This is a genomic window from Frigoribacterium sp. Leaf186, assembly GCF_001423905.1.
GTDB lineage: Bacteria > Actinomycetota > Actinomycetes > Actinomycetales > Microbacteriaceae > Frigoribacterium.
Genome location: NZ_LMPQ01000012.1, coordinates 438,412 through 450,156, shown reverse-complemented (window position 1 = coordinate 450,156; position 11,745 = coordinate 438,412). Strand labels below are relative to the sequence as shown.

Genomic DNA, 11,745 nt, shown 5'->3' with positions numbered 1-11,745 from the left:
ACCGCCGACCGGGCTTAACCTGGGCACATGAGTGACATCGCGAGCACGTACGTCCCCGAGGCCGGCACCATCACCATGTTCAGCACGTCGTGGTGCGGCTACTGCGCCCGACTCAAGCAGCAGCTGGGCAAGCAGGGCATCGGCTACACCGAGATCAACATCGAAGAGGTGCCCGGCACGGCCGAGCTCGTGCAGAGCGTCAACGACGGCAACCAGACCGTGCCGACGATCATCTACCCCGACGGCTCGACGGCCACGAACCCGTCCCTCGCCGACGTGCAGGCGAAGCTCGGCGTCTGAGCGCCGACGTGGTCCTCGCCGCCGAGTCGGCCCCACGGCGGCTCCGCCTGCTGGTGCTGGGCGGGACGGCCTGGCTGGGCGGCGAGATCGTCTCCAACGCCCTCGCCCGCGGCCACGAGGTCACCTGCCTCGCCCGCGGGTCGTCCGGCACGGTGCCGCTCGGCGCTCGGTTCGTCCGGGCCGACCGGAGCACCGCCGGGGCGTACGACCCCGTGGTCCAGGGCGGGCAGCGCTGGGACGCGGTCGTCGACCTCGGTCGCGACGCCTCGCACGTCCGTGACGCGGTGTCGGTGCTCGAACCGGCCGGCGCCTCCTACGTGTTCGTGTCGAGTGTCAGCGTGTACGCCGACACGCCGACACGGCGACGCCGGGGGCCGACGAGTCCGCCGTGCTCGTCGACGGCGACGAGTCGGACTACGGCGGGTCGAAGGTGGCCGCCGAACGGGCCGTCGTCGAGGCGTTCGGCCGCGAACGGTCGCTGATCGTCCGGGCGGGCCTGATCGGCGGGCCGGGCGACCACACGGGCCGCACCGGGTGGTGGCCGCTGCGCTTTGGCCGGGCCGCCGCGTCGACCGAGCCCGATCCGGTGCTCGTGCCCGACGTCCCCGGCCTCGACGTGCAGCCGATCGACGTGCGCGACCTGGCGACGTGGATCGTCGCCTCGGTCGAAGGCGGGCGCTCGGGGACGGTCGACGCCGTGGGCGACCGGCAATCGTTGGCCGACCACCTCGAGGCGGCCCGGCGCGTCGCGGGTCACACGGGTGAGGTCGTTCCGGTCGACGAGACCTGGCTCGAGCAGCACGGCGTGAACCCGTGGGCTGGCCCACGGTCGCTGCCGCTCTGGCTGCCGGTCGCCACGCACGCGGGCTTCGGAGCCCGGTCAGGAGGCGCGGGTCGCGCCGCGGGTCTCGTGCCGCGCCCCGTCGACGAGACGCTGCGTGACGTCCTCGCCTGGGAGCGCTCGCGTCCCGGCCCGGCCGGGCCCCACGGCGCGGGGCTCGGGCCCGACGACGAGCGTGACCTGGTCGCCGCCGCCCGCCGCCGCTGACGCCGCGCCCCGTGCGCCGCACGCCGCACTCGCCATACATTGCACCGCGTTTCGTTCAGCGCACACGATCCAGTCGCGGTGCGATGCACGAAACGCGGTGCGATCCGGGCGGGAGGCCCGGGTCAGCTCTGTGCGGGCGGGGCGAAGAACTCGATCTGGTTGCCGTCGGGGTCCTTGATCATCAGCGCGTGGCCGAAGTCGACGTCCTGCAGGTCGGACTCGATGCCGACCGACGTCGCGTGCTGCTGCCACGCGACGACGCCGTCGCGGTCGCTGACGGCGAGGCCGATGTGGTCGAGCCCGGGCACGGTCGGGTCGAAGGCCGCCGACGAGCCGTCGGTGTAGGCCGTGACGCCGAGGATCTGCCCGTTGCCGACCGAGAAGATGCGACGGTCGAGGCCGTCGAGCTCGATGCGGCCGACCGGGCCGGCACCGAGCAGCTTCTCGTAGAAGGCGAGGCTCGCGTCGAGGTCGGAGACGGTGATGGCGACGTGGGCGTAGCCGGAGAGTTCGGGCATGGGGTGCTCCTTCGATGGTTGGGTGTTCTCCGGCCACCGAACTCGCGTGTCCTGGGAAGGGCCTCTCGTCCCCCGTGCGGTCGTCCCCCGAATTCGTCCACAGGGCGGCCCGGTTCGACGTCGGAGTCCTCCGGCGCCCGAGACGATCGACGCGTGCCCACCGACGAACCAGACCTCCGTTCCTTCCTCATCCGATCGCGCTTCGACGACCCGGCGGAACGCCGTGCCCACGCCCGGGGCGAGCACGTGCGTGTCGCGCCGGGCCGCTACGTCGAGTCGGTGGCCTGGCGCGGCCTGCGTCGAGAGGAGCGCCACGCCCTCCGGACGGTGGCTGCGGTCGGCCGGATGCGTGACGAGGTCGTCGTGTCTCACACCTCGGCGGCCGCCGTGTGGGGCATGCCGGTGCTCGGCCCGCCGCTGGCCCGCGTCTCGACGACCGACCCGGCTCGCGCACGGACCCACACGGGTGCACACGTGACGAGGCATGCGGCACGGTTGCCGTCGGATGAGATCACCCGTCATCGGGGTCTCGTCGTGACCACGCCGGCCCGGACCGCCGTGGACGTCGCCCTGACCGGCACCCGGAGTCAGGCCGTGGCCGTCCTCGACCATTGCCTGCGACGTCGGTTGTGCACGCTGGACGAGTACCAGGCGTGCCTGCTGGGACGGGACCGTGTCCGGGGCTCGACCCGCGCCTCCTGGGTCGCCGAGTTCGCCAGCCCCTTGGCCGGTTCCGCCGGCGAATCGGTCTACCGGGTCGCCCTCGACGGTCTCGGATTCCCAGCACCCCGTCTGCAGGAGCGGCACGTCGACGACGAGGGGCTCATCGGTCACACCGACTTCGGGTGGGAGGCGTACGGCGTGTACGACGAGTTCGACGGATTCGTGAAGTACCTCGACCGCGAGATGCGACACGGGCTGACGGCGGACGAGATCGTGGTCCTCGAGAAGGTCCGTGAGGACCGGCTGAGGAGTCTGCCCTACGTGAACCGGGTGACACGCACCATCTGGCGCGACCTCGCGCGACCGCAGCGGATCGTCACGCGGCTCGAGCGAGCGGGCGTCCCCCGCGTCCACACCGCGAATCGTGCACGGCACCGTGACTAGTCACGGAGCCGCGCACGACACGCGGTGCGTTGCGAGGCGGTGGGCCGCGGCCGGGTCAGGCCTCGAGGGCCTCGGTGAGCAGGGCGACCAGGGCCGAGAGCTGCACGTCGACCGAGTCGACGACCTCGGAGTCGTCGCCGTCGAGCGCTCGTGCGGCGAGGCCGGCCTTGCTGTCGATCAGCTCGGCGATCTTGGTGTCGATCGTCTGCGCGGCGATGATGCGCCACGCCGTGACCGGCTCGGCCTGGCCGATGCGGTGCACGCGGTCGATGGCCTGCGTCTGCTCGGCGTCGGTCCACGACAGCTCGGCCAGCACGACGTTCGAGGCGACCTGCAGGTTGAGGCCGACGCCGGCGGCGGTCAGCGAGCAGACCACGACCTCGACCTCGGGGTCGTTCACGAACGCGTCGATCTGGCGTTGGCGGACGGCCGGGGTCTGGTCGCCACGGATCGACGAGTACTTGATGCCGCGCTTGGCGAAGGTGGCCTCGGCGACGTCCATGACGTCGATGTGCTTGGCGAAGAAGACGACCTTGCCGACGTTGCGGGCGAGCTGCGCCGTGTAGTCGGCCGCGAGGCCGGCCTTGGCCTGGCCGATGCGGCGCACCATGCTGAAGACGTTCTCGCCGGTGCTCGACGCGCTGGCGTCCTCGAGCTCCCACTTCGCGACCTGGCGGACGAGGTCGTGGTCGACTCCCTCGACCCGGACCCCGGAGGTGCGGGTGGTGAGGGCCGTCCGGTACTTCTGCACCATGCGGCGCGCGAGTTCACGCTCGGCGTCGCGGATCGACCGGCCCACCTCGTCGTCGAGCTCGACCGGCAGGTCGGCGATGCGGCGGGCGGGGATGTCGGACGCGACGTCGACCTTCTTGCGGCGGACGATGCCGAGGTCGATGACGATCTCACGTGCCGACGAGAAGAACCCCGGGTCGGCCGGCGTGAGGCCGACCTCCTCGAGCCGCTCCATGAGTTCGGCCGCGGGCTTCTTGTCGCCGATCCAGCCCAGGAACTCCCAGATGGCGCGGAAGTCCTCGATGTCGTTGATCAAGGGCGTGCCGGTGAGTGCCATCAGCAGGGGGTGAGCGGTGCGCGACCGGATGCGCTGGGCCAGCTGCAGCACGTGGCGCGAGCGCTGGCTCTCTTTGTTCTTGATGAAGTGGGCCTCGTCGACGATCATGCCCTTGAAGCCGAGCTCGCCGAGCCAGCCGACGTGGCGGTCGAGCACCTCGTAGTTCACGATGACGACGTCGGCGAACGCGTCGAGCTTCTCGCCGTCACCGTGGATCACGGTCGCCGACCGCGTCGGCGTCCACAGCTGGACCTCGCGGGCCCAGTTGGTCTTGACGACGTTCGGCACGACGACCAGCAGCGGGTAGGCGGACGCGGCCTGCGCGGCGAGCAACGCCTGGGCGGTCTTGCCGAGCCCGGGCTCGTCGGCGAGCAGGTAGGTGCGGTGGCCCTGACGGGCGGACTCGACGAGCTGGGCCTGGTGGTGCATCAAGGTGGCGCCGGCAGGGGCGTCGACCGTGGTCGGCTCGGGCAGCGGCATGCAGGCGGAGCCACCGCCCGCGCCGTACTCGAACGATTTGAACAGGGGGCCGAAGAGCTCCCAGTTGGCGAGCCGACGGGGGTGGGCCTCGCGGGCCACCTCGGCGAGGGCGAAGTCGGGCGGCAGGAACGGGTTCGCGAGCTGACGCGAGATCACGGACTGCGGCACGACCTGCCGCTCGGAGGCCGGGGCCACGGGGGCGGCCTCGGTGACGATGATCTGCTGTTCGGGCTCGAGCTCGAGGCCGGCGGACATCTGCATGTCGCGCTTCAGCGTCTTCGCGGCCTCGCTGACCGTCGCCGCCTCACCGAGCAGGGTGATGAGCGAGGTGTCGCGGGCCGCGGTCTTGGCGAGGATCTGGGCGACGCCGTCGAGGCGCTTCATCTGCTCGGCGCGCTCGGACTCGCTGATCGCCTTGTCGCCCCGGACCCGGGTGCGCTCCTCGCGCATGAGCAGGGCGATCACCTGGAACTTCGTGCGGCTCGAGGGCTTCACCTGACCGCGCTGGGCCGCGGCCTCGACCTCGCGCACCGCGCGGGCCAGGACGGGGATGAGCCCGTCGTTGTCGACCTCGCGGCGACGGTTCGGACGCTGGGCGGTGCGGGTGCCACCCGATTGACGCTGGCCTGGTCGAGCCAAGGCTCCTCCTCGTGGTCGACGCGAGGCGTCGACGGTGCTGTGCCGCCGTGTCGGCGGCGGGTGCTGCGCAGGACGCCGAGAGGCTCGGCGACCCGGGACGGACGGCGACCGAGACGGTCGCGCCGGGTGCGTGCGGGGCGGGGTGCCGCGCGGTGTACAGCTGTACCGGCTTCGCGACGGGCGGCCTTCGTGGTGGGCAGTCCGACGACGGCGTGCCCCGAAGCCCCGTCACGCCGAGGTGTCGACTCGCACCGGAGGAGGCGCGGACCGGAGAACACCCGGGCGGTGAAGCTGGGGACAGTTTACGCGCACGCGACGCCGGTACGCCACCAGCGCCTCCCGGTGTTTCGCGGGTCGCGACGGTGGTCCCGCCGCGCCGACTCAGCCGCGGCGGCGCAGACCGTGCTTCGCGGGCCCCTCGAGCACGGTGCCGTCGGCGGCGAAGCGCGAGCCGTGCAGGGGGCAGTCCCACGAGCGCTCGGCGTCGTTCCAGGTGACGATGCCGACGAGGTGCGGGCAGATCGCCGACACGGTGCAGACCTCGCCGTCGACGGTCGACCGGGCCACCGGGGCGAACCCGGCGGACCGACCGACCTCGCCCTGACCCTCGGCCGGTGCGACGGCGACCAGGCGGCTGGTCATGGCGCCCGCCCAGCCCTTGGCGGCCCACCAGGCGTCGGCCGCGTTGATGCCGATGCCCGACGCGATCGCGATCGGCGTCGTGACGCGCTTGTGAAGGGTGGTCATCCAGGGCTGGGGGTCGCCGACGACGTCGGACACGAGCGTCATCGCCGCCTGGACGGCGTTGGTGAGGCCCCAGTGCTCGTAGCCGGTGGCGAGGTAGATGCGACCGCGGCCGCGGGGCAGCCAGCCGACGAACGGCACGTGGTGCGGCGTCCCGTAGTCCTGACCGCTCCACGAGTGGGTCAGGCGGGCTCCGGGCCAGTGGCGCGTCGTCCAGTCGACGAGGTCGTCGACCAACGCCGTCGTCGAGGAGGCGCGACCCACCGCGTGCCGGTTGCCGCCGGTCACGAGGCGGTCCCCCACGGCCGAGAACGACCGGGTGGGCCCGTCGACCGCCTGGTACATGCCGCCCGGCAGGTCGTCGGCGCCGTCGAAGGCGAGGCCGTAGGAGCGCTCGCTGCGCAGCTTCGCGAAGTACAGGCCACGGTCGAGCACGGGGCTGCCGGTCGTCACGTGCACCCGGCGGCCGCGGACGTCGGGGCCGTCGCTGTGCGTCACCGTCGGGTCCGACGCGTCCACCCCCGTGACGCGCACCCCCTCGACGACGATGCCGCCGAGCGCCCGGACGTCGGCCACGAGCGCGGCGACCGCCTGCATCGGGTCGAACTGCGCCTGGTCGGGCAGTCGCAGGCCGCCGGTCGTGCCGAACGGCAGGTCGAGCCCGAACTCCTTGACGACGGGCAGGCCTGCCCGGCGGGCCACGAGGTACTCGTCGTCGACCGTCGCGATGCCACCGCGCGTCGTCGAGTAGCTGAACGCGTCACGGCGCTCGACCTCGACCCCGGCCTCGTCGAGGTAGTCGACCATCCAGTCGAACCCGGCCCGGTTGCCGGCGACGTAGGCGTCGACGACGGCCTGGTAGGTGTTCGTGCGGATTCGTTGGAGCTGCTTGCCCTGCAGCAACGACATCGACGCCGTGCCGCTGCCGCTGGCGACGCGGCCCACCGAGCGCGCCTCCAGGACGACGACGCGGTGGCCGCGCCGGGCGAACAGCAGGGCGGTGACCAGGCCGGTCAGGCCGCCGCCGACGATGACGTCGTCGTAGACGGTCTCGGGGTCGACCGTGTCGGTCGTGACGTCGGGCGCGGCGTCGAGCCAGGGTGACGGCATGGGGGCCTCCGGGTGCGCGGATGGGTGCTGCGCGCCACGGTAGGCCGGTCGGGCGTCGCGTGCCTGCCGCCCCTGCCGCTCGGGTCAGGCGGGGCGGGCGAGGGTGCCGGCGGCGGCGCCGATCAGCTGGACGGCCTTGCGGCGGCCCGTGTCGGTGCCGAGCGTCGCCTGGCCGCCCGCGTGGGCGAGCAGTTGCGACGCGACGCCGGGCGCGAGTCGGTCGGCCAGCCCGGGCAGGCGCTCGACCCAGGTGCGCGTCACGTCGTCGGCGAGGCGTTCGCAGGCCCGGGCCTCGGCCTCGTCGCCGTTGCCGCGGTGCCACTGACCGGTCACGACCAGGTGGGCGACGAGCGCCGCCGCATCGCGGGCGGGGTGGCCGAGCCCCGCCGTGTCGACGTCGAGCAGCCCCGTCACGCGCCAGGGCTCGGACGGGTGCACGAACAGCTGCTCGAGGTGCAGGTCGCCGTGGATCACGGCCAGGGCGTCCGAGGCCGAGGAGGCGCGGCGTCGGTCGATCTCGTCGTAGAGGCCGTCGATCTCGGCCGCCCGGTCGGGCAGCGCGGCCCGCAGCGTCGCGCGGTGCCAGGCCCCGTGGTCGAGGGCGTCGGACTGGGCCCGCGCGGTCACGTCGACGTGGGCGATGCGCGTGCCCAGGTCGACCATCTGCTCGACGAACCGGGGGTCGTCGGCGAGCTCGACGACGCGCTGACCGGCTGGCACGCCGGGCACGCGTTCGAGCACGAGCAGGCCGTCGGGTCGCGAGGCGAGCACGGCGGGCACCGGCAGCCCCTGGGCCCGGAAGGCCTCGTGCAGGGCGACGATCGGCCCCACCCGGTCGGGCCGGATGACCTTGAGGAACACCGTCGTCTCGGCCGCGTCGAGCCGGATGACGGCGCGCTTGCCCGGTCGGTACGCCGCGACGCTCAGCCGGGGCTCGGTGACGACGACTCCGAGGGCCGCCAGCGAGTCGACCACGCGGTCGGGGTAGGTGGCCCCGGCGAGCGCGGGCAGCATCGGGTCGGCGGGGTACGCCCAGACGGCGAGCAGCTGCCCGGTGCCGGGGTCGCGGGTGAGCACCGACGAACCGTCCGCGGCACGCGTGTCGGTGTCGATGAAGGTGAGCACGGTCGAGGTCGCGCCCGAGGCGTCGACCGTGTCGACCTCGTAGCCGTACAGGAACCCGGCGCCCGAGGGCTCGACCGAGTGCGGTCGGAAGGCGACGACGGTCAGCCCCGAGTTCGCGAACGCGGCGGGGAGCACCTCGGCGGAGTTGGGCCACACGGGGACGCAGTCAACCAGCATCGGGCGTGATCGGCGGGGAGGCGCGGGCGAGGTGACCGATTCGTGACCTGACGCGGGGGCGCCACGCACGCCGCGCCTCCCCGTCTACCCTGGGTGTCGTGAAGATCGTCTCGCGCATCCGCCAGACGAAGCGCACGCCCCTGTTGCAGGTGGTGAAGACCAGCGTGGCAGTGATGGCCGCCTGGTTCGCCTCGGTGGCCCTGTTGCAGCAGCCGCTGCCGATCTTCGCGGCGATCGCCGCCCTGCTGGTGGTGCTGCCGAGCGTCAACCAGTCGTTCGTCCGGGGCATCGAGCGCAGCGTCGGCGTGATCGCCGGCGTGTTGATCGCCTACGCCGCGGGCCAGGTGTTCGGCGACGCGACCTGGATCGTGCTCGCCATCGTCGTGGTGAGCCTGCTCGTGGCGTGGGCGTTCCGGCTGACGCCGAGCTCGGCGAACCAGGTGCCGATCTCGGCCATGCTCGTGTTGGCGATCGGTGCGCAGACCCCGGACTACGCCCTCGACCGGGTGCTCGAGACCGTCATCGGTGCCGCGATCGCCCTCGCGATCAACGCCCTGATCGTGCCTCCGGTGGCCCTCGCTCCCGCCCACCTCGCCGTCGGGCGCCTCGCCCGCGACATCGCGTCGGTGCTCGACGAGACGGCTGCCGTCCTCGACGAGCCGGTCGAGCAGGCGCGCCTGGCGGCGGGACTGACGAAGGCCCGCGAGCTGCGGGTCGCCCAGGCCCGGGCGGTGGACGCGATCACGGCCGGAGAAGAGAGCCTGCAACTCAACCCGCGGGCCAGTCGCAACCGCAGCGTGCTCGAGGCCGACGCCGCCCTGCTCGGCCGGCTGACGGTGCTCGTCAACCGCGTGGTCGGCATGGTCCGCTCGGTGCACGACAACTACGACGCCGGGCTGGCCGACGACCCCGTGGTGCAGCGCATCGCCGAAGACCTGAGGCGGGCGGCCCACGACGTGCGCCTGCTGGCGCGGACGACCGAGGAGGCGCGGCCGGCCGGTCGCGCCTCCTCGGCCACCGACGCCATCGGTGGGCACACCGGCGCGGGCGTCGACGACGGCCCGGCCCTGACCTCGCCGGTCAGCGTGCTGCGCCCCGACCCCGACAACTGGGTGCTGGTCGGCTCGTTGCTCGAGGACCTGAGACGCGTGCGCGAAGAGATCATCGGGTAGCATCCGACGATGCGACGGGGCCGGGCGACAGGGGTGGCCGCCAGCCCGCCGATCGGCTACGCGCCGTTCGGGCTCGTCACCGATCCGGCGCGACTCGACCTCGTCCGCGAGACGGTCGTCACCTCGCACGGCACCACCGTCGTGCACCACGCCCCGCCCGGTGGTCGCTCGGGTCGTCACCGCGCGACCGTCATGCTGCACGGAGCGGCGGGCTCGTGGACGACCTGGACGCCCCTGCTGCTCGCGGCCCGCGAGGCGGCGGCGGTCGTGACCCGCCCGGTGCTGATCGACCTGCCCGGCTGGGGCGACTCGCCCGAACCCGACCCGGGGCTCGACGTCGCGTCGGCCGCGGCGGTCGTGGTCGAGGTGGCCGAGGTCCTCGGGGTGACCGAGTTCGACCTGGTGGGCCACTCGATGGGCGCGTTCATCGCCCTGCACCTCGCCGCGACCCGCCCCGACCTCGTCCTCAGCGTCTCGGTCGTGTCGGCCACCTCCTTCTCGGCGATCGACGCCGTCTCGCACCCGGTGCGCGGTCTCGTGCGGTTGCCGGCCTTCACCCTGCTGCGGGCGGGTTTCGGACTGCTGCCCCGCGCCTCCGTGACGCTGCTGCGCGGCGCCGCGCGCATCGGCCTGCTGCGTGCGCTCTCGGCGCCGGTGTTCCGCCACGTCGAGCGCGTCCCGCGCTCGGTGCTCGAGGCGTTCGTCGCCGAGCTGCGACCCCGGGGGTTCCTCGCGGCGTCACGCTCGGGACGCGACTACGACGCGACGCGCTGGCGCGGCATCGACTGCGACGTGGCGGCGGTGGGCGGTGCCGACGACGTGTTCGCCCGCCCCTCCGACCTCGACCGCCTCTCCACGGTGGTGCGCCACGCCCGCACGACGCTGCTCGACGACTGCGGCCACTTCGCCCACGTCGAGCGACCGCACGAGACCCTGAGGGCGTTGGGCTGGGTCGAGGGCTAGGAGCGGCCGCCCGCGTCACGCCGGCGCGACCCGGCACCGCTCTCGACCTCGCGGACGATCATCGCGACGCAGCGCGCATGGCCGAGCGGGCGGAAGTGGCCGTCGACGGGGAACTCGAGGTTGACCGCCCCGGGCAGCACGCTGCCCTCGGTGACGTGGGCGTCGAACCGCGACGCCATCGACGTGATCGTGCGGTTCGCCTCGCGCTGCTCCGCGAGCCGGAGCAGGTCGGCGTCGCGCGGCGAGAAGACCCGCAGCGCCTTGTTCGGCAGGACCGTCGACCACCGGGTGCCCGAGAAGGGACTGTTCACGGCCACCATCCGGGCGATGCGCCCCTCGCGGTCGGTCGACACCATCATCGTCTTGCCGACCAGTCCGCCCTTGCTGTGCGCGAGGACGACGACGTCGCGCAGGTCGTGTGCGTCGAGGATGCGCTGGGCGACCTCGGCCGTCGCGGCGATCGGGCGACGGTTGTGCCCCAGGCCCGGCACGACGACGACCGGGTGGCCCAGGTCGTTCAGGCGGTCGGCGACCGGGCGGAGGAACCGCCAGGTCTCGTAGACGCCCGGCAGCAACAGCACCGGCTCGCGGTCGCCGTCACGGTAGCGTCGCGGAACGACCCGGCCGGACCGGGTCACGAGGTGGACCCACCAGACGAAGCGGTAGTCGAGGACGAGCGTCCGGACGAACCGCCAGAGGCCGACCCGGCGGCGGTCCTGACCGCGTGACGGCGTGGAGTCCATCCCGTCAGGCTAGGCGGCCCGGGCCGACGACGTCCGAGCCGACAGGCAGCCGTCAGGCGGCCGTCTCGACGAGCGGCACCTCGCCCCAGGGCTCGCCCTCGGGCCAGGCGATCGACTCGACCGCGGCTCTGGCCATCTCGAGGGTGAGGTCCCACCGGCCGCAGATCGACGCCCACGGGGGCGGGAAGGCCACCGCGTCGTCGAGCAGCGCCAGGGCCAGGTCGCCGAGGCCGGCCCGAGCCGCCGCGCTGGCCGCGTCGGGCAGCGTGTCGGAGAGACCGTGGACGACCCGCACGCGGTGGGCGAAGTCCATCTGCTCGATGTCGTCGAACGCCCCCCAGGCGCTCTCGATCTCGCGTCGCAGCCGGGTGATCTCCGCCGCGTCGAAACCGCGACGGTCGGCGCGTCCGGGTACCGCTCGTGCCATGTCAGCCCCCCTCAGAGCATGGCCACGGATCGGGTACCCGCGGCCGGGCGTCGGCGTCGGTGCCGATCGAGCCGAACATACCATCCGGTACGGTCCGGCCTCCAGGGCCGACCGTCACGACTC

Annotated in this window: 12 protein-coding genes; 6 read left to right on the top strand and 6 right to left on the bottom strand. The window is 73.3% G+C overall.

Annotated features, from left to right (window positions below; genetic code table 11):
• Positions 1–27 precede the first annotated feature (27 nt).
• The 3 genes from ASG05_RS15195 to ASG05_RS16935 are packed head-to-tail and all read left to right on the top strand — an operon-like array spanning position 28 to position 1,348.
• Entirely contained in the window at positions 28–300 is a 273-nt protein-coding gene (locus tag ASG05_RS15195; protein ID WP_056262728.1) for a mycoredoxin, read from the top strand.
• A gap of 8 nt (positions 301–308) precedes the next feature.
• On the top strand, positions 309–782 hold the full coding sequence (locus tag ASG05_RS16940; protein WP_235491541.1) for an NAD-dependent epimerase/dehydratase family protein: 474 nt from the start codon (positions 309–311) through the stop codon (positions 780–782).
• On the top strand, positions 689–1,348 hold the full coding sequence (locus ASG05_RS16935) for a hypothetical protein (RefSeq protein ID WP_235491540.1): 660 nt from the start codon (positions 689–691) through the stop codon (positions 1,346–1,348). Before ASG05_RS16940 ends, ASG05_RS16935 begins: the two co-directional genes overlap by 94 nt.
• Positions 1,349–1,470: 122 nt before the next feature.
• On the opposite strand, the gene ASG05_RS16645 is transcribed toward ASG05_RS16935, so the two are convergent.
• The gene (locus tag ASG05_RS16645) at positions 1,471–1,866 is read right to left on the bottom strand and encodes a VOC family protein (protein WP_056262725.1); all 396 of its coding nucleotides are present in this window, start codon (positions 1,864–1,866) and stop codon (positions 1,471–1,473) included.
• A 153-nt stretch (positions 1,867–2,019) separates the two neighbouring features.
• On the opposite strand from ASG05_RS16645, the gene ASG05_RS16640 reads away from it, so the two are divergent.
• Complete coding sequence (locus ASG05_RS16640) at positions 2,020–2,973, top strand: hypothetical protein (RefSeq protein ID WP_056262722.1); 954 nt, start codon at positions 2,020–2,022, stop codon at positions 2,971–2,973.
• Between the two features lie 55 nt (positions 2,974–3,028).
• On the opposite strand, the gene ASG05_RS15175 is transcribed toward ASG05_RS16640, so the two are convergent.
• From ASG05_RS15175 to ASG05_RS15165, 3 genes are all read right to left on the bottom strand, one after another.
• Entirely contained in the window at positions 3,029–5,161 is a 2,133-nt protein-coding gene (locus tag ASG05_RS15175; protein ID WP_056262719.1) for a DEAD/DEAH box helicase, read from the bottom strand.
• Positions 5,162–5,542: 381 nt separating this feature from the next.
• Positions 5,543–7,015 carry an FAD-dependent oxidoreductase gene (locus ASG05_RS15170; RefSeq protein ID WP_056262716.1) on the bottom strand — a complete coding sequence of 491 codons (1,473 nt, stop codon included), beginning with the start codon at positions 7,013–7,015 and terminating at the stop codon, positions 5,543–5,545.
• A gap of 84 nt (positions 7,016–7,099) precedes the next feature.
• Positions 7,100–8,296 (bottom strand): phosphotransferase family protein, encoded by a 1,197-nt coding sequence (locus tag ASG05_RS15165; RefSeq protein ID WP_056262712.1) that lies wholly within the window; start codon positions 8,294–8,296, stop codon positions 7,100–7,102.
• A 119-nt stretch (positions 8,297–8,415) separates the two neighbouring features.
• On the opposite strand from ASG05_RS15165, the gene ASG05_RS15160 reads away from it, so the two are divergent.
• Both ASG05_RS15160 and ASG05_RS15155 read left to right on the top strand, forming a co-directional pair.
• Entirely contained in the window at positions 8,416–9,489 is a 1,074-nt protein-coding gene (locus tag ASG05_RS15160; RefSeq protein ID WP_056262709.1) for an aromatic acid exporter family protein, read from the top strand.
• Between the two features lie 9 nt (positions 9,490–9,498).
• A complete protein-coding gene (locus ASG05_RS15155) occupies positions 9,499–10,452 on the top strand; it encodes an alpha/beta fold hydrolase (protein ID WP_082486857.1) in 954 nt (317 codons plus the stop codon).
• Here ASG05_RS15155 and ASG05_RS15150 read toward each other — a convergent pair.
• A complete protein-coding gene (locus ASG05_RS15150) occupies positions 10,449–11,195 on the bottom strand; it encodes a triacylglycerol lipase (RefSeq protein ID WP_056262705.1) in 747 nt (248 codons plus the stop codon). The two genes, ASG05_RS15155 and ASG05_RS15150, sit on opposite strands and share 4 nt — an antisense overlap.
• Before the next feature lie 52 nt (positions 11,196–11,247).
• The gene (locus tag ASG05_RS15145) at positions 11,248–11,622 is read right to left on the bottom strand and encodes a hypothetical protein (RefSeq protein WP_056262703.1); all 375 of its coding nucleotides are present in this window, start codon (positions 11,620–11,622) and stop codon (positions 11,248–11,250) included.
• Positions 11,623–11,745 lie beyond the last annotated feature (123 nt).

Coding starts and splice junctions, on each gene's coding strand:
- ASG05_RS16645 (WP_056262725.1), bottom strand. CDS start 1,866: ATGCCCGAACTCTCCGGCTACGCCCACGTCGCCATCACCGTCTCCGAC.
- ASG05_RS15170 (WP_056262716.1), bottom strand. CDS start 7,015: ATGCCGTCACCCTGGCTCGACGCCGCGCCCGACGTCACGACCGACACG.
- ASG05_RS15195 (WP_056262728.1), top strand. CDS start 28: ATGAGTGACATCGCGAGCACGTACGTCCCCGAGGCCGGCACCATCACC.
- ASG05_RS15150 (WP_056262705.1), bottom strand. CDS start 11,195: ATGGACTCCACGCCGTCACGCGGTCAGGACCGCCGCCGGGTCGGCCTC.
- ASG05_RS15145 (WP_056262703.1), bottom strand. CDS start 11,622: ATGGCACGAGCGGTACCCGGACGCGCCGACCGTCGCGGTTTCGACGCG.
- ASG05_RS15155 (WP_082486857.1), top strand. CDS start 9,499: ATGCGACGGGGCCGGGCGACAGGGGTGGCCGCCAGCCCGCCGATCGGC.